Raw genomic sequence first — 24,924 nt, forward strand, 5'->3', positions numbered from 1 at the left:
ATGGAACGATCGCACCGCAATGGCCTGATCGGGTGACCCCAAACCCCCGCGATGTGTGGCCTATGCTCGTTGCATGCCCGAGAACGACGACGCGACGACCTCGAAGGCACTCCGCCTCGGCGCCGCAATCCGGCAAGAGCGCAACGCCACCGGCGTCAGCCTCAGCGAGTTCGCTCGCACCATCAGCATGGCCAAGAGCAGGCTCTCCAACATCGAGAACGGCCACGCCGTCCCGAAGGAACACGAACTCGGCGCGATCCTCGGCCGCCTCGACGTCACCGGCGCCCGCTACGAGGAGATCGTCGGGCTCCTCGACGGCGCCGACGCCGCCCAGTGGGTCGCCACCAGCCTCGCCGACCAGGCCCGCCAGCACGAGGCCTACGTCGATTTCGAGCAGAAAGCCGGCCGGATCATCGAGAACGGCCCGCTGCTGATTCCCGGCATCGCGCAGACCGAGGGCTACGCCCGCGCGATCATGTCCTCCGGCGGCACCGTCCCGCCGGAGCAGATCAGCACCCGCGTCGCAACCCGGCTCGGACGCCGCGCCGTCATCAGCCCCGACGAGCGCACCGAACCGGCCGAGCTGATCGCGTTGATCGGCGAACCCGCAATCCGCCGCGTCATCGGCAACCGCGACGTCATGACCAAGCAGCTGGAATACCTGCTCAAGATCAGCGCCTGGGACAACGTCGAGATCCGGATCACCGCCGCAGAAGGCTGGGGCCCGAACCTCGAAGGCGCGTTCACCCTGATCGAACCCCGGACCGCGGACACCACCCCAGCGATCGTGTTCCTGGAGACCCGACGGTCCGGCCTGATCCTGCACCGAGAGGACGACGTAGCTGCGTACCGCGCCGCGGTCGAGCTGGTCCTGCAGGCGGCGATGAGCCCGGAGAAGTCAGCCGAGCTCATCGCCGGTGTCATCGACGGGCTTAGGCCGCCCGCCGCAACGAGATGAGGACGGAATGATCATACCGGGAGGAAGGAAAACCTGGCGGGTTTCCAGCTATAGCCAGGAAGGCAACAACTGCGTCGAGGTCCGCGTCGCCAGAGAGGTCGGCGTGCGGGACACGAAAGCCAGGAACGCCGGCCAGCTGACCGTGTCGGCCAGGGCGTGGCGCGCCGCGATCAGCCAGCTGCGCCAGGCGTAGCGCACAGCACGACGCCCCCGGCATACCCCAACGGTGCCGGGGGCGTCGTCACGAGCAGAGGTTGCCAGGCTGGCGGTGTCGTCCTGCGCCAACAGGAGCTGCCGACTCCCCGCCGCCTGGCCTCGTGGTGGCCCAGCCGTCCAACCAGGAAACCGCCTCGAGGGTTGTCAGCCTACGCGGCCGCGCGCGCTGGCCGCCGAGCCAGCGCCGCACCGGCCGCGCCGAGCACACCGACGGTGCCGAGCCCGATGCCCCAGCCGAGCCGGCCCGCGGCCGCGCTGTCGCATCCCGCCTTGAACCCGTCGCCGGTGAGTCCCTGGACCTGGTCGGCCTGCTCCGCGCGCTGGGTGTCGGGGGCGAAGACTTGGCCGCAGCTGACCGGTTCGCTGCCGGCGACGGTGGTGTTGATGGGCAGGAACAGCAGCAGTGCGGCGCCGGCAAGGGCTGCGGCGGCGGCGAGCAGGATGATCAGGCGGGGTTTCATGGCGGGGCTCCTGCGGGTTGGCGGCGTCTCCCGGTGTGGTCGTGTGGATCAGGTCGTCCGTTACGTCCGCTGGTTGCGTCGGCCGGGTCCGTGTTCGAGGACGATGCCGAATCCGCCGCCGCCGATGAGGATGAGGAGGACGGCGAGGGCGCCGATCCAGGCGTGGTCGTCGAACCGGATCCATGGGGTGAGCGCGGTGTACGTGTTCGACGAGGTGCTGGTGGTGGGTGGCGGTGTGCTGGTGGGTCCGGGCGGTGCGGCCGCGCCGGCTCCAGTGTCGGCTGGCCGCGGTGAGCGGCTGGTTGCCGGCGGCCGGGCGGTGGTGCTGGGCGACGTCGTCGAGCTGGCGCTGGGTGGCGGAGCGGCCGCGGTGCTGGGTTGCGTCGTGGTCGTCGTCGGCTCGGGTGGGTTGCTCGAGCTCGGCGTGGGTTCGGGAGTCGAGGCGGGCGCGCTGGTCTCGACGACGGTCGGTTCCGGGGTTGGTGCGCCGGTGGGGTCGTCTTGGGCGTGCGCTGGTCCGGCGAGGGCGAGCAGCAGCACGACCGTGGCGAGCGTGCTTGCGAGGAAGCGGGTCACGGCCATCCCACCCCGGGCTCGACGCTGGTCGCCCGGTCGCGACGATCGCGCGCTGCGGTGAACGCTTCCCATGCCCGCTTGGCGCGCCACGGAGTTCGGCAGGACTCGCAACGCGGCGTGCCGTCGGCGATCGTGCCGAGCGTCGCGCCAAGGTCGGATCCGTGCCACTGGCACACCTTCGGTGCGTCGATGAGCGCACGTCGAATCATGTCTTCTTCGTCGGTGGTCAAACGGATTCCGGTCACGGTTGCGTCCCTTCGGGGTGCTGCCACTCGGTGTCGGCGTCGTGGTTGCGGCGGAGTTCTTCGAGCGCGGCGCGCCGGTTCGGGATCTGGTTGACGCGGCGCTCGCGGTACAGCTCGACCTCGACCTCCCTGATCTGGTCGTTGGTGAAGGCCGGGTAGACGACTTCGACCATGACGCCGTCGCCTACCCGCTGGTAGACGTGCTCGTTGTCGCACTCGTACCGGTCGTGCGGGCCGTAGCGCCGCCACGGGAGCGAGCACCGGAGGCACGGGCCAGGGTGGATGGTCATCGCGTACCGCCGTTCCGCGCGCGTCCCCAGGCGATCCAGGTGCGTACGAACACGCCCCACCAGCCCAGGAGGACGGCGAGGTTGGGCAGCACGAACCCGGGCTCCCGCGAGTGCACGCGGTACTCGACCACCGCGACCCACGCCAGGTACAGGGTGAGCGCGGCGAACGCGACGAACCACGCCCGGAAGCGGGCCAGCCGGCGGTCCGGCGTCGGACGCTCGGCGCGACGCGACACGTCCTGCAGTCCGGCCTCCACGTCGACGTGCTCGTCTAGCGCGGCCTGCATCCGGCTGGCTTCCGCGCGTAGTACGCGGTTGAGTTCGGCGTCGCCGATCACCGGGCCACCGCCTCGACGAGGTAGCCGTCGGCGTCGACCGGGTCGCAGTCGGTCGCGGCGAACTCCGGCTGGGAGCCGTCCTCGTTGACGTGCCCGTCGAGCGCGCTAGCGGGCTCGCACCAGCACGAGCTGGACAGGGTGTGCAGGACGTTGTGCATGAGGTCGACCTCCCCTGGTCGGTCCGGCGCGGTCTGCGCGCGGACGACGTCCTGCCAGGTCTCGTGCAGCGGCGGCCAGCTCTCGGCAGCTTCCAGCGCGCTCTCCGGGAGTCGGCCGCTGGCGACGGCGAGCCGGACACCGACGTGCTCCGACCCGAATTGGGCGAGCCAGCCTGCGCAGGCGAGGTCGTTGTCGGTGCCGGGTTCTCCCTTGTGGCAGCCGAACATCGGTTCGCCGGGCATCGGCTGCCGTCCGGTCTTCGGGTCGCGCACGGTGCTGGTCAGCGCCGCCCACCGCTCGGCGGGGAACTTCGACCGGGGATTGTCGGCGTTGTCGGCCCGGATCGGGCACTCGTTGCAGGGGAACTTCCGGTAGGGCATGGGCTCAGCCACGGTCCACCTCCCCGGTGGACTCGGCGGGGGCGTCGATGTGCTGCGGGCCGCCGGGCGGGTAGCTGCACACCCGGCAGATGCCCTCCCAGTTGGACGCGGCGTCGTCCTCGTAGACGTGCTGCCCGGGCGTGCCTTCGACGTCCTCGCGGAACACCTCCGGGCCGGCGGCGAGAGCGTCGGCCACCTCCGTGGCGCGAGCGGCAACGTCCGACCCGGCGGGCTGGTCGCCCTGCAGCGCGGCGACGGTGACGCACGGCCAGCACGGGCGCTCGTGGTTGGCGCACGCCTCGCCCTGGATGCCGGTGTCGTCGGTGCAGCAGCGCTTGCAGATCGAGTACAGGTAGCCGTCGGCGCAGACGTAGCCGACCTCGTCGATCTCGAACGCGCGGCCCGCATCAACGTCGTCGTCCGTGTGCTCGTGCCCGCACTCGTCGTAGATCTTGAACTCGGTGTGCAGCGCGAGCGCCGCGTCGAGCCGGGCCTGCAGCCCATCCCGCTCGGAGGTGCGCTCCGCTGCGTCGCTCTGCAACTGCCTGATCAGCTCCTCAGCACAGCCGAGGTCAGTCCGTGATGATTCCAGTTCGGCGGCGGGCACCATTGGGCCCTTGCACGCCGGAGCTGGTGGCCACTCCTCCATCGGGAGGGTCGCGCAGGTACGCAGCCACTCCGCCGACCGGAGTTTCCCGGACGCCTCGGCCAGCTCAGCGAGACGAGGCAGCAGCGCGTCCCGCGCGCTGACGACCACGCCTTCAAGCTGGCCAGCCAGATCGTCTCGCTCGGACCGGAACTCCTCAGCCTCGCTGCGCGCGACGTCCTTCTCGGACTGCGCGGCGGCGACCTGGTCGCGCAGATCGGCCATAACCCGGGCGGTGCCGTTGCGGTCCGCAGCGATCTTCTTCCACTCGCGGACATCGGCGAGCGTGAATTCGAGCAGCGTGGCCGAGACGAGCTTGACGGCGTCGGCCGGGAACTGCTCAGCGAGCAGTGAGCCCAACCAGCGCTGACTGCCTCCGCCGTAGGCGCGGTAGAAGCCGTCCATCGTCCGGATCAAGCCGACGGTCGGCGACCACCAGAGCTCAGGGACCTCGGCAGGTCGTGGGGTGCGGCGCACGGCGCCGGCAGAGTCGTCAGCCACGGCAAGCCCCGCAGCCCGCTGAGCCGCCCCGGAGGCCGCAGTTGTCCTCGACCCCGCATGGCGGCGGAGGCTCGGCCGCGGGAACCTCGCCGTCGTGCGGTCGGGCCTCGTCCGCCGCACGCACCTCCCGCAACCCCGACGCTGCCAACGTCGCCGCGTCCAGCTCGGCCAGCTTCGCCGTGCGCGCCTCGATCTCGATCTGCTCCGCGCGCTGACGGTCTTCCATGGCACGGTGCGCGTCGGCGACGACCGACTGCATGTCGAGGATCTGGGCGTTCTGCCTCGCCGACCCCTCAGCGACCGCCCTCTCCAGGCCGAGCGTGGCCAGCTGTGCGTAGCCGGACGCGACCGCCGCCATGCCCTGAGCCAGTTCGGCGGGCGTGAAGTCCTCAGAGTGGTCGTCGAACTGCCGCTCGCAGCTGTCGAGCAAGTCCCGCGCGCGGGACGCGTCGTCGGCGACGGTGGGCAAGCTGTCGTCGGCGAACCCGAACCAGATGCGGAGCCCGCCGCGCGCGTCGATACGGGTGGCGGCCTGCTCCCAGAGCTCGCCGTCCTCGGTGCCGTCCTCGAACGGTCCCTCGGCCATCTCGTCGCCGGACAGGTTGTTGACCTTGGTCTGGAAGTAATCCCGGAGCTTCTCCAGGATCTCGGCGTCGGTCATCGCGCACCGCCAGCACGGCGGTCCTGCTCGGCGCGGATGAGGCTGACGCGGCCGGCCGCCTCCGGGAACCGAGCGTCGCCGATCCTGCCGGTCCAGCTGCGTCCGAGGTCGGTGAGGCGTTCGTCGGACGCGTCGGTGTACACCTGGCTCAGGGCCGGGTCGACGAGGTCGTGGGACATGGTCTGCTGCTCCCCTTCGGTGAGGAGCGGGTGACCGTCACCCTCCCGGCGACGGGCCCGCAGCTACGAAGAGACGACAAAGCCGCAGGTCAGGACACACATACGGCTTAAGTGACTCTAAGAAAGTCACTCTTGAGAGTGCCTTCATCGGCTCACCCCGATCACACGCCCGGGCGGGCGGAGTGACCCGGATAACAGGACCAAAGTGGTGACGTCGGCAACCCCGGCTGGCGTTGGACGGGGGGTAACCGGCAAACTGGACGCGCTGTGAGGGGAGTATTCCTCCGCGGCGGTGTCGTCAGCACGGTGGCCCAGCGCCCCCGGCACCGTCGGCCGGTGTTCGCACCGGCGGAAGAGACCTCCGGTTAGTTGCTCATGCGCACTATCCGGAGGTTCTGGTTCCATGACTGTCCCCCTGTGGCTGTGGATCGCCACGATCGGTGGCCTGCTGGCCCTGATCGCGCTCGACCTGGTGATCGTCGACAGCAAGCCGCACGAAGTGACCACGGGGGAAGCTGCTCGCTGGGTGATCTTCTACATCGCGTGCGCGGTCGTCTTCGGCGCCGGCGTGTGGATCTTCGGCGGGCACGACCCGGGTGTCGAGTTCTTCACCGGGTACATCACCGAGTACTCGCTGAGCGTCGACAACCTGTTCATCTTCATGATCATCATGGCGTCGTTCAAGGTGCCCGCCATCCACCAGCACCGCGTGCTGCTGGTCGGCATCCTGCTCGCGCTGGCGATGCGCAGCGTCTTCATCTTCATCGGCGCGGCCCTGATCGAGCAGTTCGTCTGGGTGTTCTTCCTCTTCGGCGCGGTGCTCGTCTGGACCGCGATCAGCATGGTCCGCGGCAAGGGCGACGACGAGGAGTACCACGAGAACGCCGTCACCCGGCAGGTCCGCAAGATCGCCCCGGTGACCGACGACTACCACGGCCACCACTACACCGTGAAGCTGAACGGCAAGCGGATGATCACGCCGATGCTGCTGGTCATCGTGGCCATCGGCTCGGCCGACCTGCTCTTCGCCGTCGACTCGATCCCGGCGATCTTCGGCATCACGCAGGAGGCGTTCCTCGTTTTCACCGCCAACGCGTTCGCGCTGATGGGGCTGCGGCAGCTGTACTTCCTGCTCGGCGGCCTGGTGACCAAGCTGGTATACCTCAGCTACGGCCTCGCGGTGATCCTCGCCTTCATCGGCGCGAAGCTGTTCCTGCACGCGCTGCACGAGTACCACGTCGTCCCGGACTGGCTGGACATCAACAACTGGATCTCCCTCGGCGTGATCGTCGTCGTGCTGACCATCACCACGGTGGCGAGCCTGGCGAAGGCGCGGCGCGACGAACGCAAACAGGTCGTGGCCTAGGTCGTTCGCACAGCTAAAGAATTCGGGTACGGTCGGGGACGTGCGTCCTGCCGACATCGAACACATCGTCGTCCCCGGCCGTCCCGCCCTGCGCGGGAACCTGCTGCTCACCGCGCTGAAGAAACCCGACCTGAAGACGAACGCCGCGCACAGCGCGCTGCGGCGGGTGTCCCTCGACGGCGGTGAAGCCGCGTGGACCCACGGTCCGCGCGACTCGGCGCCGGCGATCTCCCCGGACGGGCGCTGGGTGGCGTTCCTCCGCGCGGGGGAGGGCAAGGGCGCCGACGGGAGCCCCCAGCTGCACGTCATGCCGGCCGGCGGCGGGGAGGCCCGGCGCCTGACGTCGCTGCACCTCGGCGCCGGGGAGCCGGTCTGGGCGCCGGACTCGCGGCGTGTCGCCTTCACCGCGCGGGTGCCCGAGGCCGGTCGTTACGGCACCGAGGACACCGACGGCGAAACTCCGGAATCCGTGGCCGAGGCCCCGCGCCGGATCACGCGGATGGACTACCGGATCGACGACGTCGGCTTCCTGCGCGACCGGATGCAGCGGCTGTTCGTCCTCGACACGACCGAGGACGGGCCCGGTGAACCCGAGCCGCTGACCGGTGACGGCTTCGACGTGACCCACCCGGTGTGGACGCCCGACGGCGCCCGCGTCGTCTTCACCGCGCCGCCGGACTGGGGCGCGGCCGAGAGCGACGCGCGCGACGTCTGCGCGATCTCCGCCGAGGGCGGCGAGCCCGAGGTCGTCGTGCGCACGGCGGGGTATTCGGAGCACCCGGTGTTCGCCGCCGACGGCACGTTGTTCTACTTCGGACAGTCCTTTGAGGAGCATCGCGAAGCCGCGATGACCGGGCTTTACGCGGCCACGCCGGAGTTCGGCGTCGGCCCGGTGAAGGCCCGCCGGCTGACCGACATCGAAACGGTGGACTGCGAGACCTCCGCCGGCCCACCGGCGCCGCGCGGCGACGACGTGCTCGTGGCCGTCCGCCACCGCGGCGCGGTCGAGCTGCGCGCGGTCGCCGTCACCGCCACGGACGCCCCGCTCTCCGACCTGGCGGTGGTCTACGCGGACCGCACGGTCGTGCGGTCGTTCACGCTGGACGGCACGGTGCTCGCGGCGGTGCTCGCGACGCCGTCGACGTCGGGTGAGGTCGTGCTGCTCGGCGACGGCGCCCCGCGCGTGCTGACCGACTACTCGAAGCCGTTGCGGGACAAGGGGATCCGGCCGCTCGTCGAGCTGGAGACCACCGCGCCGGACGGCTACCCGGTGCACGGCTGGCTGGTGCTGCCCGAGGGCGAGGGCCCGCACCCGGTGCTGCGCGTGGTGCACGGCGGGCCGTTCACCCAGCAGGACTGGGCGGTGTTCGACGAGGCCCAGGTGTACGCGTCCGCGGGGTACGCGGTGGTGCTCGGCAATCCGCGCGGGTCGGCGGGCTACGGGCAGACCCACGGCCACGCGATCACGGAGGCGTTCGGCACGGTCGACGTCGACGACGTGCTGGCTTTGCTCGACGTGGCGCTCGAGCGGCCCGACCTGGACGCCTCGCGCGTCGGCATCATGGGCGGTTCGTACGGCGGGTTCATGACGAGCTGGCTGGCGGCCCACCACGGCGAGCGGTTCAAGGCGGCGTGGAGCGAGCGCGCGGTCAACGCGTGGGACTCGATGGTCGGCAGCTCCGACATCGGCTACTTCTTCGTCGACTCCTACATCGGCACGTCGCCGGAGGTGCAGCGCGACCGGTCGCCGCTCACCTACGCGGCGCAGATCAAGATCCCGTTCGCGGTGGTGCATTCGGAGCAGGACTGGCGGTGCCCGCTGGAGCAGGCGCAGCGGATGTTCGTCGCGCTGCGGCGGGCGGGCGCGCCGGCGGAGCTGCTGCTGTTCCCGGGCGAGGGCCACGAGCTGTCCCGCTCCGGCCGGCCGCGGCACCGCGTCCAGCGGTTCGAAGCGATCCTGGAATGGTGGGCGCGGCAGCTGTAGCTTGACGTGCCATGACGGTGCCCGAGGTGGACTTCGAGCTCGAGACCTGGCGGATGGTGCTGTTCCGGGCCGGTCCCCGCGCCGGCGAGATCTCCGAGGAGATGGCCCGCGAGCTCCGCGCCCGGCACCTGTCCTCGGCCCGCGCCCAGCAGGCGGCCGGCTCGCTGCTGTTCGCGGGCTCGGTGCCGGAGCCATCGGCGTCGCTGCCGGTGACGGGGGTGGCGTTCTTCCGGACGTCGGAAGCGGAGACCCGGGCGATCCTCGACGCCGACCCGGCCGAGCAGGCTGGGCTGATCGCGTCGGAGATCGTGGGGTTCGTCTGCCCGCGAGGCACCCTTGGCTGACGGCCTGGTGTGCTTCGACGTCGACGGCACCCTGGTGCCCGGCACGAGCTCCTGCGCGTGGGTCGCCGCGGCGCTGGGCCACGAGGCCGAGCTCGTGGCGGCCGAAGCGGCCTACGACGCGGGCCGGATGACCAACCAGGAAGCGTCGGTCATCGACGCCCGAGGCTGGGCCGGGCACACCGAAACCGAGGTCTCGGCCCGGCTGGAGACCCTGCCGCTGGTCGGCGGGATCGCGGAGACGGTGGCGTGGTGCCACGACCACGGTCTCGTGCCGATCCTCACGACGCTCGCGTGGACGCCGGTGGGCCGGATGCTCGCCGGCCGGTTCGGGTTCACCGCCTACTGCGGGCCCGTGCCCGAGACCGCGGACGGGCGCTACACCGGCCGCGTCGCCGCGCACCTGGACGAGTACGGCAAGCGCGACTTCGCGCTGGCCCGGGGGGTTGCGCCGGAGCGGTGCGTTGCGGTCGGGGACAGCCGGTCCGACCTGCCGCTGTTCGCCGCCGTCGGGATGAGCATCGGGTTCAACGCGGCTCCGGCGGCGCGGGCCGTCGCGACCCACCTCGTCGACGGGGACGACCTGCGCGCGATCGTCCCGCTGCTCGAGGCTCAGTTCAGCAGCGTGTAGTTCAGCTCTTCGCAGACGCGGCCGAGCGGGACGTCCAGGCCGGGGTGGTCCAGGGGCAGCAGGACGTCCGGCGCGATCGGCAGCGCCGCGCCCGCGGGCGGGTCCCAGAGGCAGATCGCGGGGTCGCCGGAGTCCATCGACGAGCGGTACCAGAGGCCGTCGAGGTCGCTGAACGCGCCGCGGATCGCGCGCGCCCACGCCTGCGTCAGCTTCTTCGGCCCGCTCGAGATCTCCTGGGACGCACCCACCCGGGTCGGCCAGAGCCCGGTCAGGTCGAGCAGGCGCAGGGTGCGGGTCGGGCGGACGACCACCAGCCGGGGGCCGCGCGTGCGGCGGTCGACCGTCGAGCTGGTCTGGAAGACCTCCGCGACCGAGGTGCGGACGGTGAGGCCGAAGTACAGGACCCCGTTCGCGGGGTCGGTGACCGGCGCGCCGCCGCGGCCGGGCGACTGCTGGTCGAACCGGCCGTGCGGGAGCGGGCCGGTGTAGCGGAACGAGTTCCACTGCTGGGGGTGGTTGCCGTGCGCCGTGAAGATCCGCACCAGCCTGGTCGCGGGCTGGACCGTCACCACGTCGTTGGCGCGGTTCAGCTGCCGGACCAGGACGGATCGGGCGGGCGGCAGCGGTAGCCGGGCCATGGGTCGGGGGTGGTCCGTCCTTGTCGGTGATCTTGCTCGGGGTGGTCCAGCCTAGAACGGCGAGCCGAGCGTGGCGATGAGGCGCGCGACGTGCTCCGGGTCACCCCCGGAAAGGAGCCACTGGCGCGGCGTCGCCGGGTGGTCGTTGATCACCAGGTCGGGCTGGGGAGTGCTCATGAACGCGGCGACGACCAGCGCGGGCTGGTCGTCGGGCAGGGCTTTGAGGACGACCTCCAGGCCGGGCAGCACCCCGGAGCCGGCGAACTGCCACGCGGGGAGCCGCCAGCCGCTGTCCTTCCAGCCGGTCAGCCTGCCTTCCTTGAGGCGGTGCCGGATCCGGCTGTCGTCGACACCGAGGGCCTTCGCGGCTTCGTTGACACTGAGCGCGCCTTCGGCGAGCACGGCGTGGGCGGCGACGGTGCGCGCCCGGAAGTCCGGCTCTTCTTCGCGCCTCGGCGAGAGGTCGAGGCCGACGTCGGCGAGCGCGGCCCGCTGGTCGGCGGAGAAGTAGTGCGAGGGATCCGGATTCGGTGGGGACAGTCTGCGCGCCGCGTCTTCGACGAGCGTGAGGAACTCGTTCGCGTCGACCTTCAGGCCCGCCTTGGCGAGGATGTTCTCCAGCGCTACAGACATGCGGTTCAGATTAACCCGAAACAGCGCGCATGTGCGGGTTCGTGCGGTTTCTTGCCCGATCTGTGGGCGAATTCACCAGAGATCGACACTTAACGCACATAAGTCAACACGTTGAGTAGGCAACTTCCGGCTAGTCTGACCGGAACGAGCGAGGTTGTCCAGGCTTGACACTCCGCGCGTCCGGCTTTACGTTCCGTGTGAGTAAACGATTTCCGCTCCGTGCTCACAGGATCCGGCGGGTTGGCGCCGGCCATGGGGGACACAGGGGGTGGGGCGTGCCTGGGGGGCCTGGCACGAGCCGGCCCCCCAGGCACGTCTGTCCCGCCCCCTCCGCACGCGAGCTGACTCCTCCCCGGGCGCGAGAGCCGATGCTCTCGGCGCGTGTCGGCCGCTGGGTGCGAGTGTCGTTCGTCCAGGTACGCGTGCCGACCTTCTGAGTGCGAGCGCGATCCGGCCGGGGTCAGCGGCGGGAGCTCTTCCGCTCGATCAGCCGGGCTTCCAGCGTTGTCGTCGTCGCATCGCGGCCGCTGTCGGAAATCCTCGCCAGCAAGAGCTGCGCCGCCACGCGGCCGACCTCGTACGCCGGTTGGGCGACCACCGTGAGCGGGGGGTCGATCAGCGTTGTCCACGGGGCGTCGTCGAACGAGACGATGCCGACGTCGCGGCCGGAGCGCAGGCCGCGTGCCGAGAGCGCTTCGAGCACTCCGATCGCCATCGTGCTGTTCGCGACCAGGAGCGCGTCCGGCGGGGACGGCTCGTCGAGCAGCTCCAGCGCCGCCAGCCGGGCGCCCTCCGCGCGGTACTCCGCTCGCCGTGCCACTACGTTCGCTTCGCCGACGACGTCGGCGTAGCCCGCCAGGCGGTCGTCGGCCGTGCGGACGCCCGCCGGGCCCGTGAGGCAGCCGACGCGCTGGTAGCCGCCGGCCAGCAGGTGCCGGGTCGCCTCGGCGGCGGCGTGGCGCGTGTCGACCAGCACCTGGTCGCCCGCCTCGGCCGGCAACGGCCGGTCGACCGCCACCAGTGGCGTGCCCTGACGGCGCAGGCCTTCGACGTTCGTCGACCGGCCGGTGGGCGAGAGCACCACCCCGGCGACCCGTTCCTGCAGCGCGACCTCGATGTAGCGGCGCTCCTTCTCCTCGTTTTCGTCGGAGTTGCAGAGCACGACCGAGTACCCGGACCGCTGCGCGAGGTCCTCGACACCGCGCGCGATGGCCGTGAAGAACGGGTTTTCGACGTCGGAGATGATCAGCGCGAGCACGGCCGTCTCCTGGCGGCGCAGGTTCCGGGCCAGCCCGTTCGGGTGATACCCCAGCTCGGCGGCGGCCTCCTGCACCCGCGCGGCGAGCGTCGGGTCCACAGTGGACTTCCCGTTGAGCGCGCGCGACACGGTCGCCGTGGAGACGCCGGCCCTCGCCGCGACGTCGCTGATGGTGGCCACACGCCCTCCCTGATCACTCGTCGAGGGGAGAATAGCGCCCTTGGTGGTCGTTTACCGTCCGCTTACTTCCCGGCTCGATATTCCCCTTCGGTTAGCCCGCACGGGTTACGCCGAACGTCGCCGGTCACGCACCGGCGCGTCCACAGTGGAGGGACCGGGGAAGTAGACGCGGGGCGTGAGCCCGGTCAGTGCCCGGCAGTCCCGGCTGAGGTGCGCCTGGTCGGCATACCCGGCGGCGGCCGCCAGCGCGGCGAGCCCGGAAGTGTGCGGCGCGAGCGCGACGGCGCGCTGGAACCGGGTGACGCGGAGGTAGGTGGCGGGGCCGTAACCCACCGCTTGGACGAACCGTCGCCGCAGCCGCCGCTCACTCACGGTGACGGAAGGGGCGGGATCTTCGACCCGTGCCGCCACGAGATCCGGCCCGGGCCCGGCTCGCCGAGTCCGCTCGGCCGCCGCTGCAGCGTAGGCGGCATGCGCCGGACCGAGTCCGGTTTCACAGAGGTGCTCGCCTCGCCGGGCCAGTTCGGCTGCGGCTGCTGCGGAGGACATGTGCGACCGACCACGCCGGGCGAGTTCGGCTTCGCTGAGGTGCCCGCCTCGCCGAGCCAGCTCGGCCGCCGCTGCCGCGGACGACACGTGCGACCGACCAAGCCGGGCGAGTTCGGCTTCGGTGACCTGCCCGCCTCGCCGAGCCAGCTCAGCCGCCGCTTCCGCGGAGTACACGTGAAGCGGGGCGAGTCCGGCTTCAGCGGCAGGCTCAACCACCGGCCGCGCGAGCATCGAGACCGCCTCCGCGACCCTCGCGGCTCCCGCGTCCAGCCGGTCGATCAACGCCGCCACCGCCGGATCCACCGGCGCGACCTCCGCCGCCGAAAGCCGAGACGCAACCGCTTGCGCGGGCGTCAACTCACCCGACAGCAGCCGCTCCGCCAGTACTTCCCCCGAGCGTCCCCACAACTCTCCCAACGTGACCCGGCGGTCGCGCAGCTCGTCCGCCGCAACGCCCAGCACCGCCGACGCCCGGCCCGGCGTGAACCGGACCCCGCGCAGCTCCGCGTTCGGCCGGGTCACCGATGACCACGCCGCCGTGTCCGGGCCCGCCACGAACACCCCGCCGTCGCCTGCTACCAGGTCCAGGCAGCCGTCGGGGACGATTCGCTTCGGGCCCGCCGAAGCCGATCGCCACACGCAGCGGGCCACGCCCGCCAGCGGGCCGGGTGGCGCCGCCTCTTCGTACATACTCCGCATCATGCACCCGGGGACCGACAAAAACTCCACCGAACCCATCGACTCACTGGCCTGGATCCACGTCCGCGACCGGCGGCTGCTGTCGGTCCGCACCAGCGGGAAAGCCAAGTTCTACCTCCCCGGCGGCAAACGCGAACCGGGCGAAGGCGACGTCGCGGGGTTGTGCCGCGAGATCCGCGAAGAGCTCGGCGTCGAGCTCGACCCGCTGAGCTTCAGGTTCTTCGCCGCCCTCGAGGAGCAGGCCGACGGGTTCGCCGACGGCCGGCTGGTGCGGATGACCTGCTACACCGCCGAGCACACGGGCGAGCCGTCGCCGTCGCGGGAGATCGCCGAGGCCGCCTGGCTCAGCTCGGCCGAGGCCTCGGTCTGCCCGCCCGCCGGGCAGCGGGTGCTGCGGATGCTCGCCGAGGCGGGGCTGGTGGACTGAGCACCCGTTTGGGTGAAAGTTGGACTTCTCGCGAAACGCCGCTAACGCGCAGTGAGGTCACGGCGAGATATACACGACGCACTCGACGGGAGTGCGCGCGACGAGAGAAGACCTCTCCATGGGTGTTCCCACCGCGACCGAGCCGGCCCGTGAGTGCGCGCGCCGGGCCAAGCCGGCCGGAAACGTCGTTGTTGTCCTCGTCGTGCTCGCCGCGGCCTTCGCGGTGACGTCGTACGTCGTCCCCCGGTCCTCACGCGGCCCGGCGAAGGAAGCACCCGTCGCCGCGCCGGTCGTGCCGGCCGCCGTCGCCACCGTCAGCCACTCCGTCGTCTACGAGCTGCTCGGCGCGGACGGCGCCGGCAACGTCACCTACGCCGCCGAGGGGTCGGCGCTGGTCCAGCAGGCCCAGGTCACGACGCCGTGGTCGGCGGCCTTCACCCGGGTCGGCCCGGCCGGCCGCACCGAGTTCTACTCGATCGCCGCGCGCAACCCCGGCCCCGGCGAGCTGCGCTGCCGGGTCGTCGTCGACGGCGCCGTCGTCGCCGAGAAGACCGTGACCGAGCCGGGGCGCGTCTTCAGCTGCGCCGTCTGAGCGAGCTCAGCCCAGCGGGCCGGCCAGGTGCGACGTGTCGTTGAAGCGCCGCACGATCCAGTTGTCGCCGTGCAGCACCAGGTGGGAGACGGACCCGTTGTCGGCGCCGAGGAAAGCGAAGCGCTCGACCGAACGGCTGGCCTGCGCGAACACCTCGCCGATCACACCGCCGTGGGTGAACACCGCGACGCGCTGGTCCGGGTGCGCGGCGGCGATCCGCGTCAGCGCGCCGCGCAGCCGGGCGCCGAACGCCTCGTCGGACTCCGCGCCCGGGATGACGTCCCAGCGCTGCTCGGCCCACAGCCGGTCGACGATCGGGTGGCCGTCGGTCGTGTGCTTCCGGAACAGCCCGTTCTCCCAGTCGCCCAGGTGGATCTCGCGCAGGTCCGGCTCGACGACCGGCGTGATCCCCAGCTTCTCCGCCAGCGGCGCCGCGGTCTGCACCGTGCGGCGCAGGGTCGTCACGTAGATCGCGTCGATCCGCTCGCCGGCCAGCCGGACGCCGACGCGCTGGGCGTGGTCGCGGCCCTCCGGCGCGAGGTCCGGGTCGGCCTGGCCGTCCACGAGGTCGAACGGCCGGCTGGCCCGCGCGGGAGCGGATTCGCCGTGTCGGACCAGGAAGATCTCGGTCGCCCCCGACGGCGGTGCGAACCGGTGCTGGCGGTATTCGATCTCCTGCTCAGGCGTCGTCATGGCCCCGAGGTTAGCCGAGCTGCTTGTCCACGAAACACCATCGCCACGTCTCTCCCGGCTCGAAGCTGCGCATGACCGGATGGCGGGATTCGTGGAAGTGCCGGGTGGCGTGCCGGCGCGGCGAGGAGTCGCAGCAGGCGACGTTGCCGCACTTCAGGCACATCCGCAGGTGCACCCAGGTGGTGCCCTCCTCGATGCAGGCGGCGCAGGTGTCCGGCGAGCTGGGGTCGCGGTCGACCCACTCGTGGGCCAGGTGCTTGCACGAACCGGCCGTCGCGGCGGGGGTGCGCAGCTCGCGGCCTTCGACGTCGGGCTCCTCCTCGTCGCGGTCCAGCATGGACTCTTCGATGTCGAGCCGCTCCAAGACCTTCCGCAGGACGTCGTCGTCGGCACTGCCGGCGTCGCGGGCCTTCAGGAACTGCTCGCGTTCGACTTCGAGCAGCTGGATCCGCAGCCGGCGGTAGGCGTCGCTCGGCGTCTCGGCGAGGACGCTCTGCCTGCCGAGCTGCTCCCACGCGGAGTCGGAGCGGTTCTGCAGCCGGTCGCGGATGCGCTGGATGATCTCCGGCGGGTCGTCCGGCTGCTGGATCTCCTCGAGCTTCGCCAGCGCCGCGGTGGTCATGTCGTGCAGCACGGACGCCTCCTGCAGCGCGTCCTCCGCCGGGTCCGGCCGCGGCAGGCGCAGCCGCCGGATCAGCGGCGGCAGCGTCATGCCCTGCACGGCGAGCGTGCCGGCCACGACGACGAACGCCGCGAGCACCAGCACCGCGCGCTGCGGGGTGTCCGCCGGCAGCACGAAGGCCGCGGCGAGCGTGACGACCCCGCGCATGCCCGCCCAGGAGATCACCGCCGAGTAGCGCCACGGCCAGATCTTCGCCCGGGTCTTGCCGGGCAGGAACCGCCGCTCCAGCCGCTTCACGGTGCCGATGCCGATCAGCCACAGCATCCGCGTGAAGATCGTCGCGGCGAGCACCGCCGCGCAGATCCAGCTCAGCATGGCCAGCGACAGCCCGGACTCGCCCACTTCGGACAGGATCCGCCGCAGCTGCAGGCCGATCAGCAGGAAGACCATGTTCTCCAGCAGGAACGCGATGGTCTGCCAGTTCAGCCTGCTGGCCAGCCGGGCCGAGCCGGAGAGGATCTTCGGCGCCTTGTGCCCCAGGATGAGCCCGGCGACGACGACGGCGAGCACGCCGGACCCGTGGATCGCCTCGGTCGGGATGTAGGCGATGAACGGCACCGCGAACGACAGCGCGGTGTCCAGCACCGGCTCGTTCAGCCGGGCGCGGATGAACGCGGCCACGAACCCGACGACCAGCCCGAGCACGATCCCGCCGATGGCCGCGCGCAGGAAGTCCGCGCCGACCTGCCAGAAGCTGACCGAGCCGGCGAGCGCGGCGATGGCCGTGCGCAGCGCGACCAGCGCGGCCGCGTCGTTGAAGAGGCTCTCGCCCTCCAGCAGCCGGATCAGCTTGCGGGGCATGCCGACCCGGCGGGCGACGACGCTGGCCGCGACCGCGTCCGGCGGGGCGACGATCGCCCCGAGCGCGATCCCGCCGGCCAGCGGGAGGCCGGGGATCACGGCCCAGGCGACGAGCCCGACGCCGAACGCGGTGAACACGACCAGCCCGACCGACATCAGCCCGATCGCCCCGCGGTTCTTCCGGAAGTCGACCAGCGACGTCTGGATGGCCGCCGAGTAGAGCAGCGGCGGCAGCAGGCCGAGCAGCACGACCTCGGGGTCGAGGTGGTACTCGGGGACGCCGGGGACGTAGGACGCCCCGACCCCGACGACGATCAGGCACAGCGGGGCGGACCAGTCCAGCCGCCGCGCCACGGCGCTGACGACGAGGACCGTCACGACCAGCGCCACTATCTCTGCCGCGATGTGCACGGGGTAATCATTACCCGCCGCTCGCGGCGCGTGTCACCTGGCCAGCTCGGGGAGCACGTCGGCGACCAGCGAACCGGCTCGCCGTGCTGGCGTAGGTGCCGTCGGCCTGCTCGCCGAGCAGGCCGTGGCGGACCGAGTCCCCGTAGTCAACACGCTCGAGCGCGCTCCAAGCCAAGTTCGTAGGCTGGGTCCGTGACGACGGTGGAGATCGCGACGGGCACCCTGCGCGGGTCCGAGCGGGACGGGGTCAGGACGTTCCTCGGCGTGCCCTACGCCGAGCCGCCGGTGGGGGAGCTGCGGTTCCGCGCGCCCCGGCCGCCCACGCCGTGGTCAGGAGAACGCGACGCGACGAAGTGGGCGACCCGGGCGCCGCAGCCGGAGCTGACCGGGCGCGGCTTCATCGGCGACGAGGACTGCCTCTATCTGAACGTCTACGCCCCTTCGGAACCTGGTTCGTACCCAGTGCTCGTGTGGATCCACGGCGGCGGTGGCGTGATGGGCGCGCCGCACCAGTTCGACGGGTCCGCCTTCGCGCGGCGGGGAGTGGTCGTCGTGACCGTCGCCTACCGGCTCGGGGTGCTCGGCATGCTGCACCTGCCCGGCGTCGCCGATTCGAACCTCTCCCTGCGCGACCAGGTCGCCGCGCTGGAGTGGGTGCGCGAGAACGTCGGCGCGTTCGGCGGCGACCCGGGCCGGGTGACGCTCGCCGGGCAGTCCAACGGCGGGCGCACGGTCGGGACGCTGCTCGCCGTGCCCGCCACGCGCGGGCTCGTCCACCAGGCGATCGTGCAGAGCGGCACCGGCGTCGGCTCGGTCGTGCACACCCCGGCCGAAGGCGCGGCGGTCGCTTCGGCGGTGCTGTCCGAACTGGACGTTGCCCCCGGCGACCTCGCGACCCTGCCGGTGAAGCGGATTCTCGAAGCACAGCAACGGGTTTCGGCGGTGTCCGGCACGAAGGTCACCTACCGCGTGGTCGTCGGCGACGAGCTGCTGCCGGAACGCCCGCTCGACGGTGTCCGCGAGGTCCCGCTGCTCATCGGGACGACGGCCGACGAGGAAGACCTCTTCAGCTGGCTGCAGTCCGGCGGCGCGAAGCTCCTGGGCGTCGGCTCGACGATGCTGGACGACGCCGAGATCGAGAAGGCCGTCGCGGCGTACACCGAGCTGCTCGACTGGCCCGCGGACCAGATCCGCAACCGGGCGCTGACCGCGGGGGACTGGTGGATCCCGGCGATCCGCTTCGCCGAGAAGCAGCCGGACGCCTGGATGTACCGCCTCGACTGGCGGATCGCGCCCCGGGGCCGTGGCCTGGGCGCGCCGCACGGGCTCGACCTGCCGCTGGTGTTCGACGACATCGACAACAGGAACTGGCGGTTCCTGTTCGCGGGCCGCACCCGCCCGGCCGAGCGTTTCCAAGCGCTGGCAACGGAGATGTCCGGCGCCTGGGTCCGGTTCGTCACCACCGGCGACCCGGGATGGCCGCGCTACACCCCCGCCGACCGCGTGACGCGCCTCTTCGACGACGTCTCCACGACTGTGTCCGACCCGGACCGCGAGCAGCGCCTGCTCTGGGACTGAGCCGGGGCGGCGCGAACCGCCCCGGCCCGGTTCCTAAACGGTGATCTTGTCGACGTTCGGGCCGCCGTTGGCGGTCGTCGCGGTCGCCTTGATCTTGTTCGTCCCGGCGGTCAGCGTCACCGGGATGGTGACCGTCTGCCAGGTGTCCCAGTTCCCCGTGCCGCCGAACGCCACGGCCGACGCCACCTTGGCGCCGTTCACCGTGATGTCCATCGGCCGGTTCACCGTGGTGCCGTTGGCGTAGCGCAGCACGACGTTCGCGCTGCCCGCCGCGGCCGCGTCGACCGAGAACTCGACTGCGCTGCCGGTCGTGTTGTCGTAGTTGACGAACCCGGTGCCGGTGAAGCCGTCGTGGTTCGACTCCGCGACGCCGCTGGTGATCGTCGCGTTCTCGGCCTGGTAGTCGGCCGGCGTGCCCGGGTCCGGGTCACCCGGGCCGGTCGTGCCGTCCGCCGGGATCGTCTTCGACCCGGTGTTCCAGCCCGCGACCCGCACGGACGGCTTGGCGCCCTTGAGGTCCGCGGTCCGGTACGTCGCCGTGAGCGTGGTCGACTCGCCCGGCCAGAGGCTGACCTGGTTGTCGGTCCACCGCACCGGCAGCACCGGCGCGTTCGCCGCGCCGAGCACGTGCGCGTCGACGAAGAACGCCGGCACCTTGTTCGCCGAGCCGTTCGTCAGCGTCACCTTGGTCGTCGTGGTGCCGTCGCCGTTGGCGGTCGACGTGGCCGTCGACCCCAGCGACACCTGGGCCAGGCCGTTCAGCCCGGACAGGTCGGCGTAGGACGACGTCGGCGTGTAGTACCAGTCGCTCGAGTCCCAGTTCAGCGTGTCGGCCTTGGTGGACAGCCAGTAGACGTTGCGGCTGACCTCCTTGCCCGAGCCGTCGGTCAGGACCAGCTTCGCCAGGTACGTCGTCGACAGGCCGCTCACGGTGCCGATGGTCAGCGCGGTGGTCTTGGCGCCGTCACCGCCGACCGAAACGGCCTTGGACTGGTTGAACTTCTCCGTCCCGTCGAGGTTGTACAGCTTCACGGACGCGGTGAGGTTCGACGCCGCGTCGTGGTTGTGGTTGACCACCACGACGGACTTGGTGTCGTACGAGTACTGGATGTGCAGCGGCTCGTTCGCCTTCTTGGCCCCGAAGTAGGAGCCGTTCTGGTCGAGGTAGGCGTCGAACAGCTGCCAGTGCAGCGACGTCCAGCCGCTGTTGAGCATCCAGTAGATGATCCCGGTCGACGGGTTCGAGCTGTCGCTGAAGTTGCGCGAGTGCGACTCGAACTCGGCGCGGACGTTCTCGTACTGCGCCAGCTGCGCCTTCCGGACGAAGTCGCCGAGGCTCGCCGGCTTGCCGTAGCGGCCGGTGAGCGCGTCGCCGAACAGCTTCAGGTTGGCGAACGTCGAAGACGACGACCGGTGGTACTGCGCGGTCGACGGGCTCTTCCACATCGTGTCGAGCTCGCTCGAGGACATCATCCGCTTGAGCGTGTCCATCGTCGGGATGTCCGGCCCGGCGCTGGTTTCGGAGTTGAAGCCCCACGCGCCGCCGAGATCGCTGTGCGCCTTGTCGTACCAGTAGTTCGGCGGGACGTAGTCGTACGGCCCGTTCATCTTCATGCCGGACGCGCCGAGCTGCGGCGACGACTTCGCCGACGCGGCCGGGACCACCGGGGTGGGCCAGTCCGCGGCGCTGAGCGCGTCGAGGTAGTTCTTCTCGATCGTCGCGTCGGGCGCGAAGTCGCTGCCGATCAGGAAGGAGATGACACTCGGGTGGTCGCGCAGCCGCTCGGCCTCCGCGGTCATCGACGCCTTGGCGACCGGGTAGTCGGCCGCGGTCCAGGGGTCACCCTTCTCGCTGCCGTTGACCTGGCCTTCCCACTTGTCGCAGCATTCCCAGCCGGGCAGCGTCAGGACGCCCATCTTGTCGGCGAGGTCGAAGAACTCGTCCGGTTCGATGTGCCCTTCCAGGCGCACGGTGTTGAGGCCGAGGTCCTTGACGTAGGCGAGCTTGTCCGCCGCGTACTGCTCGTTCCAGCGCAGGAACAGGTCGGGGGAGTAACCGCCGCCCTTGATCAGCAGCGGGCGCCCGTTGATCTTGTACGACCGGCCACCGCTGGCGTTGTTGGTCGCCGTCACCTGGCGCACGCCGAAGCTCGAGTGCGAGGTGTCGGACGCCGTGCCGCCGACGTTCGCGGTCAGGTCGAGGTCGTAGAGCGGCTGCCCGCCCATCCCGGCGGGCCACCAGACCTGCGGGTTGTCGATCCCGATGACCGGGAACGTGACGGTCTTCTTCTCCTTGGCGGCCAGGGAAACCGGCTGGCTGATCGCCTTTCCGGCGACCGTGCCGGAGACCGTCGTGGAGACGGCGGCCGCCGAGTCGTTGCGGACGTCGGCCTTCACCGTGAGGTCGGCGTGCGTCGTCCCGGTCAGCTTCGTGACGACGTGGCCGCCGCGCAGCGCCACCGGGCCGCTGCGCCGGACGAGGACGTCCCGCACGATGCCCATGTTCTGGTCCGGCGGGGTCTGGGCCCAGTCGATCCAGCCCATCGACAGGTCCTTGTTCGGGTCGTTCGGGTAGACCTTGAACGCGACGCTGTTGGCGCCGGCCTTCACCTGCGCGGTGATGTCCAGGTCGTGACGTGTGTAGGCGCCGTTGACCTGGGTCTTGTCGGCGATCCGCGTCCCGTTGACCCAGACGTCGGCCTTCGACAGCACGCCGCTGAAGTTGAGGTAGGTGCGCTGGGTGGTGTCGGTGACGGTGAGGTCGGTGCGGTACCACCACGGGACCTTGAAGTCCGCGGTCGGCACGTTCTTCATGTTCGTCGAGTAGAACGGGTCGGCGTACTTGCCGTTGGCCAGCAGCCCGGCGTAGACGGTCGAGCGCGGCCCGACCGGGTACCAGCCGGCCGTGTTGAAGCCGGGCTTCGAGACCGCCGAGTCGTCACTGACCTGGGCCGACGTCTGGATCAGGAAGCCGGGCACCGCGGTGGCCGGCGCCGCGGCGGTGACCACCGCTCTCGCCTGCTCCTGGCCGGTTGCCGCCGGGACGGTCGCCCCGACCGTGGCGACGGCGAGCACCGCCGCGCCGAGGAGGGTCCGGGTTCTTCTCTGCCGATAGCTCACTTGCGCGCCTCCTAGGCACCGCGGCGGCGAGGGAAAGGTGACCATTGTTAGTAAAGTTCCCTAACAATTGCGGACGATAGTAGCGGTCCGGTCACCCGGAGAACAGGGGCGTTTCGGTCAGACCCGGCCCGCTCGCCACGCCGCCGCGGCACGCAGGGCCAGCAGGAGTGGCAGCGAACCGTCCTCCCGGATCCGCTGCGGAAGTGCTTCGCTCAGCGGGACACCGGCGGCCGGCGCCGCGCCGATGGTGGCGAGGTCGACGTCGAAGAGCGTCAGCCCGGCGCTGGCCGCCGGTGTCCCGCTGACCGGACGGCGCGCGGCGACCTCCGTGCTGTCGACGGCCAGCAGACCGCGTCGAAGAACCGGGCCCGATGCAGCCGGATCGGCGCGGGTCGCGCTCCGGTGGCCGGCAACGGATCGCCGCGCATGCCGACGGCGGTCGACCGCGGCCACGGTCTCCTCCTCGACGCCGTCACCGGTGGCGATCCTCGTGGGGACGTCGATCACGGTGGTCGTGAGCTCCCGGGCCGGTCCGGAAACGGCCGTCCCGGCGAGGACTTCGATCTCGGCCGTGGCGGCGTGCAGGCGGGCGTCCTCGGCGCGGGCCCGTTCGCCGGCCATCGCCTGACCGTGGCTCGCGCTGATCGCGCGCGGGTGACGGTCTGCTTTCAGCTTGCCGAGCGAGTCTTCGCGCTGCCGGCGGCGGCTGCGGGCGGCGAGCAGGTGCTGGAGGAAGCCGCCGGCCACGCCGACGATCGCGGTGCCCATCAGCCCTCGGCGTCGAGATAGACCCAGTGGCCGTCCGCCCGGCGGAAGCGGCTGTTCTCCTCGAGGAAGCCGTCCCGGCCCCGGTGGCGGTAGTGCGCGCGGAACTCGACGGTGCCTTCGGTGTGCAGCAGCCCGCCCCCGGTGCGGCCGAGGATCTCCAGCCGCGTCCACTCCTGGCCGGCGTCGAGGCTCAGCCGCCGCGGGCGGGTGTCGGGGTGCCAGGTGCGCAGCAGGTAACCGGCGTCCCCGACGGCGAAGGCGCTGAACCGCGACCGCATCAGCAGTTCGGCCGTGGGCGCCGTGAGGCCGCCTTCGTGGAACCGGCCGCAACAGGCGGCGTAGGACTCGGCGAGGCCGCACGGGCAGGAGGCGGGAGGCACCGGGGCATTGTGCCACGCGGACCCGACCGTCCATTGAGGACTATCCGGCGTTGACCGGCTTCCCCGACTCCCTGGCCTCCTGCGCGCCCCGGACGGCGAGGCGGTCCGCTCGCTCGTTCTCCGGGTGGCCCGCGTGGCCCTTCACCCACAGCCACTCGACCTCGTGGCCGCCGACCGCCGCGTCGAGGCGTTGCCACAGGTCCGCGTTCTTCACCGGTTCGCGCGCCGCCGTCTGCCAGCCGTTGTTCTTCCAGCGGGGGAGCCACTGCGTGATCCCGTTGCGGACGTACGTGCTGTCGGTGAACACCCGCACCTGCGACGGCCGGGTCAGGCTCTCCAAGGCGCGGATCGGCGCCGTCAGCTCCATGCGGTTGTTCGTCGTCGGGGTCGCTTCGCCGCCGTAGAGCTCGCGCTCGTGGCGGCCGTAGCGCAGCACCGCTCCCCAGCCGCCCGGTCCGGGGTTCCCGCTGCACGCGCCGTCGGTGTAGATCTCCACGTCCACGCGGCGACCCTACCGGTCGCGACCCTCGCCCCCGGCCGCCACGCCGGGTTACGGTGGAGTTCCGGAGCGGAGCGGGAGGCCTCCGATGCACGCGCACGACGACAAGGCGGACGGGGCACTCCTGGCCTACCTCGCCGGCCCCGACCGGGAGTACCTGCTCGCCCAGGGCACCCGCCGCCGGTTCCGGGCGAACGACGTCGTGCTCATGGAAGGCGACCCCTCCGACCACGTCCACGTGCTCGTGTCCGGCTGGGTGCGCGTCTCCACCATCGTCGAGGACGGCCGTGAGGTCCTCTTCGGGCTGCGCGGCCCCGGCGAGGTGCTGGGCGACCTCGCCGCGGTGACCGGCCTGCCGCGGACGGCGTCGGTCCGCGCGATCGAGCCCTGCACCGTCTTCCAGCTGACCGGCGCCCAGTTCCTCACCGTCCTGCGCACCCGGCCCGAGATCGCCCTCGCGACGATCAAGACGGTCGCGGCGCGGCTGCGCAACGCCGAGTCCGCGCGGGTCGACTCCGCCGCCTTCGACGTCAGCCGCCGGGTCGCGGCGCTGCTGGTCCGGCTGGCCGAGGAACACGGCCGGGCCGTGCCCGAAGGGGTCGTGGTCGAGGCGTCGCTGTCGCAGGCCGACATGGCCGCGCAGGTCGGCGCCGCCCGGCGGACCGTCGCGCGGGCGCTGCACATGCTGCGGGAGCGCGGGATCGTCGAGACCGGCCGCCGCCGGATCCTGATCCGGGAGCTGCGCGTCCTGCGCGCGTTCGCCCGTTCTGAGCCAAACGGCACACAAGAGCGGTGACAGCGGGCATCTGACTCTCGCCCTCACCCGGCGATTCTGGAGTCCGGCCGGAAAAGAAAAAGATGCCGACCGGCCGGATTTCCTTTCCCGCGGAGTGCCGCGCGATTCCCGCCCCCGGTGAAACCGGGCTCCGCCTCGGCCTGGGTACCGCGATGAGGAGGTGTGTGATGGAGAGCCACTCGATCTGGGCCCTGATCTTCGGGGCCGTCTGACCCGCGGCGCAGCCCGGCCGGCCGACTCGTGGGGGGCCGGCCGGCCGGGCCGTTTCGCGAATGCGTGTCCGGGAAA

At 71.4% G+C, this 24,924-nt stretch carries 29 protein-coding genes; 10 read left to right on the forward strand and 19 right to left on the reverse strand.

Going from position 1 to position 24,924, the window contains the following annotated elements:
* Nucleotides 1–73 precede the first annotated feature (73 nt).
* Entirely contained in the window at nt 74–958 is an 885-nt protein-coding gene (locus ACZ61C_RS24465) for a helix-turn-helix domain-containing protein (protein ID WP_465310121.1), read from the forward strand.
* A gap of 7 nt (nt 959–965) precedes the next feature.
* Nucleotides 966–1,151 (forward strand): DUF397 domain-containing protein, encoded by a 186-nt coding sequence (locus ACZ61C_RS24470; RefSeq protein ID WP_465310122.1) that lies wholly within the window; start codon nt 966–968, stop codon nt 1,149–1,151.
* Nucleotides 1,152–1,323: 172 nt separating this feature from the next.
* On the opposite strand, the gene ACZ61C_RS24475 is transcribed toward ACZ61C_RS24470, so the two are convergent.
* Genes ACZ61C_RS24475 through ACZ61C_RS24515 form a run of 9 tightly spaced genes read right to left on the reverse strand, consistent with a single transcriptional unit; the run spans nt 1,324 to nt 5,610 of the window.
* Entirely contained in the window at nt 1,324–1,635 is a 312-nt protein-coding gene (locus ACZ61C_RS24475; RefSeq protein WP_465310123.1) for a hypothetical protein, read from the reverse strand.
* Between the two features lie 60 nt (nt 1,636–1,695).
* On the reverse strand, nt 1,696–2,211 hold the full coding sequence (locus ACZ61C_RS24480) for a hypothetical protein (protein WP_465310124.1): 516 nt from the start codon (nt 2,209–2,211) through the stop codon (nt 1,696–1,698).
* Nucleotides 2,208–2,456, reverse strand: coding sequence for a hypothetical protein (locus ACZ61C_RS24485; protein WP_465310125.1), 249 nt, complete (start codon nt 2,454–2,456; stop codon nt 2,208–2,210). Before ACZ61C_RS24485 ends, ACZ61C_RS24480 begins: the two co-directional genes overlap by 4 nt.
* Nucleotides 2,453–2,746 (reverse strand): hypothetical protein, encoded by a 294-nt coding sequence (locus ACZ61C_RS24490; RefSeq protein WP_465310126.1) that lies wholly within the window; start codon nt 2,744–2,746, stop codon nt 2,453–2,455. Before ACZ61C_RS24490 ends, ACZ61C_RS24485 begins: the two co-directional genes overlap by 4 nt.
* Nucleotides 2,743–3,084 carry a hypothetical protein gene (locus ACZ61C_RS24495; protein ID WP_465310127.1) on the reverse strand — a complete coding sequence of 114 codons (342 nt, stop codon included), beginning with the start codon at nt 3,082–3,084 and terminating at the stop codon, nt 2,743–2,745. Before ACZ61C_RS24495 ends, ACZ61C_RS24490 begins: the two co-directional genes overlap by 4 nt.
* On the reverse strand, nt 3,081–3,635 hold the full coding sequence (locus ACZ61C_RS24500) for a DUF6283 family protein (protein ID WP_465310128.1): 555 nt from the start codon (nt 3,633–3,635) through the stop codon (nt 3,081–3,083). Before ACZ61C_RS24500 ends, ACZ61C_RS24495 begins: the two co-directional genes overlap by 4 nt.
* Nucleotides 3,628–4,770, reverse strand: coding sequence for a hypothetical protein (locus ACZ61C_RS24505; RefSeq protein ID WP_465310129.1), 1,143 nt, complete (start codon nt 4,768–4,770; stop codon nt 3,628–3,630). Before ACZ61C_RS24505 ends, ACZ61C_RS24500 begins: the two co-directional genes overlap by 8 nt.
* Nucleotides 4,763–5,431, reverse strand: a complete 669-nt coding sequence (locus tag ACZ61C_RS24510) for a hypothetical protein (RefSeq protein WP_465310130.1) — start codon at nt 5,429–5,431, stop codon at nt 4,763–4,765. Before ACZ61C_RS24510 ends, ACZ61C_RS24505 begins: the two co-directional genes overlap by 8 nt.
* On the reverse strand, nt 5,428–5,610 hold the full coding sequence (locus ACZ61C_RS24515) for a hypothetical protein (protein ID WP_465310131.1): 183 nt from the start codon (nt 5,608–5,610) through the stop codon (nt 5,428–5,430). Before ACZ61C_RS24515 ends, ACZ61C_RS24510 begins: the two co-directional genes overlap by 4 nt.
* 403 nt (nt 5,611–6,013) lie before the next feature.
* On the opposite strand from ACZ61C_RS24515, the gene ACZ61C_RS24520 reads away from it, so the two are divergent.
* From ACZ61C_RS24520 to ACZ61C_RS24535, 4 genes are read left to right on the forward strand one after another with little or no spacing between them, the layout of a single operon-like run.
* Entirely contained in the window at nt 6,014–6,976 is a 963-nt protein-coding gene (locus ACZ61C_RS24520; protein WP_465310132.1) for a TerC family protein, read from the forward strand.
* A 40-nt stretch (nt 6,977–7,016) separates the two neighbouring features.
* The gene (locus tag ACZ61C_RS24525) at nt 7,017–8,960 is read left to right on the forward strand and encodes a S9 family peptidase (RefSeq protein ID WP_465310133.1); all 1,944 of its coding nucleotides are present in this window, start codon (nt 7,017–7,019) and stop codon (nt 8,958–8,960) included.
* An 11-nt stretch (nt 8,961–8,971) separates the two neighbouring features.
* Nucleotides 8,972–9,304, forward strand: coding sequence for a YciI family protein (locus tag ACZ61C_RS24530; RefSeq protein ID WP_465310134.1), 333 nt, complete (start codon nt 8,972–8,974; stop codon nt 9,302–9,304).
* Nucleotides 9,297–9,932: an HAD family hydrolase gene (locus ACZ61C_RS24535; RefSeq protein WP_465310135.1), complete on the forward strand. Its 636-nt coding sequence runs from the start codon at nt 9,297–9,299 to the stop codon at nt 9,930–9,932. The genes ACZ61C_RS24530 and ACZ61C_RS24535 overlap by 8 nt, the downstream gene beginning before the upstream one ends.
* Here ACZ61C_RS24535 and ACZ61C_RS24540 read toward each other — a convergent pair.
* The 4 genes from ACZ61C_RS24540 to ACZ61C_RS24555 form a co-directional block, all read right to left on the reverse strand.
* The gene (locus ACZ61C_RS24540) at nt 9,914–10,570 is read right to left on the reverse strand and encodes an RES family NAD+ phosphorylase (RefSeq protein ID WP_257926625.1); all 657 of its coding nucleotides are present in this window, start codon (nt 10,568–10,570) and stop codon (nt 9,914–9,916) included. The two genes, ACZ61C_RS24535 and ACZ61C_RS24540, sit on opposite strands and share 19 nt — an antisense overlap.
* A 51-nt stretch (nt 10,571–10,621) precedes the next feature.
* Complete coding sequence (locus ACZ61C_RS24545; protein WP_465310136.1) at nt 10,622–11,203, reverse strand: DNA-binding protein; 582 nt, start codon at nt 11,201–11,203, stop codon at nt 10,622–10,624.
* Nucleotides 11,204–11,663: 460 nt separating this feature from the next.
* Entirely contained in the window at nt 11,664–12,641 is a 978-nt protein-coding gene (locus ACZ61C_RS24550) for a LacI family DNA-binding transcriptional regulator (protein ID WP_465310137.1), read from the reverse strand.
* A 105-nt stretch (nt 12,642–12,746) separates the two neighbouring features.
* Nucleotides 12,747–13,880, reverse strand: coding sequence for a helix-turn-helix domain-containing protein (locus ACZ61C_RS24555; RefSeq protein ID WP_465310138.1), 1,134 nt, complete (start codon nt 13,878–13,880; stop codon nt 12,747–12,749).
* Nucleotides 13,881–13,890: 10 nt separating this feature from the next.
* On the opposite strand from ACZ61C_RS24555, the gene ACZ61C_RS24560 reads away from it, so the two are divergent.
* Complete coding sequence (locus tag ACZ61C_RS24560) at nt 13,891–14,316, forward strand: NUDIX hydrolase (protein ID WP_465310139.1); 426 nt, start codon at nt 13,891–13,893, stop codon at nt 14,314–14,316.
* Between the two features lie 118 nt (nt 14,317–14,434).
* Nucleotides 14,435–14,908, forward strand: a complete 474-nt coding sequence (locus ACZ61C_RS24565) for an MmpS family transport accessory protein (RefSeq protein WP_465310140.1) — start codon at nt 14,435–14,437, stop codon at nt 14,906–14,908.
* Nucleotides 14,909–14,914: 6 nt separating this feature from the next.
* On the opposite strand, the gene ACZ61C_RS24570 is transcribed toward ACZ61C_RS24565, so the two are convergent.
* Together ACZ61C_RS24570 and ACZ61C_RS24575 are read right to left on the reverse strand one after the other, a co-directional pair.
* Nucleotides 14,915–15,601 (reverse strand): histidine phosphatase family protein, encoded by a 687-nt coding sequence (locus ACZ61C_RS24570; RefSeq protein ID WP_465310141.1) that lies wholly within the window; start codon nt 15,599–15,601, stop codon nt 14,915–14,917.
* A 10-nt stretch (nt 15,602–15,611) separates the two neighbouring features.
* A complete protein-coding gene (locus ACZ61C_RS24575; RefSeq protein ID WP_465310142.1) occupies nt 15,612–17,495 on the reverse strand; it encodes a Na+/H+ antiporter in 1,884 nt (627 codons plus the stop codon).
* A 192-nt stretch (nt 17,496–17,687) separates the two neighbouring features.
* On the opposite strand from ACZ61C_RS24575, the gene ACZ61C_RS24580 reads away from it, so the two are divergent.
* A complete protein-coding gene (locus tag ACZ61C_RS24580) occupies nt 17,688–19,073 on the forward strand; it encodes a carboxylesterase/lipase family protein (RefSeq protein ID WP_465310143.1) in 1,386 nt (461 codons plus the stop codon).
* A gap of 33 nt (nt 19,074–19,106) precedes the next feature.
* On the opposite strand, the gene ACZ61C_RS24585 is transcribed toward ACZ61C_RS24580, so the two are convergent.
* The 4 genes from ACZ61C_RS24585 to rnhA form a co-directional block, all read right to left on the reverse strand.
* Entirely contained in the window at nt 19,107–22,193 is a 3,087-nt protein-coding gene (locus ACZ61C_RS24585) for a glycosyl hydrolase 2 galactose-binding domain-containing protein (protein ID WP_465310144.1), read from the reverse strand.
* Nucleotides 22,194–22,310: 117 nt separating this feature from the next.
* On the reverse strand, nt 22,311–22,961 hold the full coding sequence (locus ACZ61C_RS24590) for a hypothetical protein (RefSeq protein ID WP_465310145.1): 651 nt from the start codon (nt 22,959–22,961) through the stop codon (nt 22,311–22,313).
* Nucleotides 22,961–23,341: a YchJ family protein gene (locus ACZ61C_RS24595; RefSeq protein WP_465310146.1), complete on the reverse strand. Its 381-nt coding sequence runs from the start codon at nt 23,339–23,341 to the stop codon at nt 22,961–22,963. The genes ACZ61C_RS24590 and ACZ61C_RS24595 overlap by 1 nt, the downstream gene beginning before the upstream one ends.
* Nucleotides 23,342–23,381: 40 nt before the next feature.
* Nucleotides 23,382–23,843: a ribonuclease HI gene (rnhA, locus tag ACZ61C_RS24600; RefSeq protein ID WP_465310147.1), complete on the reverse strand. Its 462-nt coding sequence runs from the start codon at nt 23,841–23,843 to the stop codon at nt 23,382–23,384.
* A gap of 85 nt (nt 23,844–23,928) precedes the next feature.
* Between rnhA and ACZ61C_RS24605 the strand changes: the two genes are divergently transcribed.
* Nucleotides 23,929–24,636: a Crp/Fnr family transcriptional regulator gene (locus tag ACZ61C_RS24605; protein ID WP_465310148.1), complete on the forward strand. Its 708-nt coding sequence runs from the start codon at nt 23,929–23,931 to the stop codon at nt 24,634–24,636.
* Nucleotides 24,637–24,924: the final 288 nt, after the last annotated feature.

The sequence above is a fragment of the Amycolatopsis sp. NPDC104587 genome (assembly GCF_055583645.1).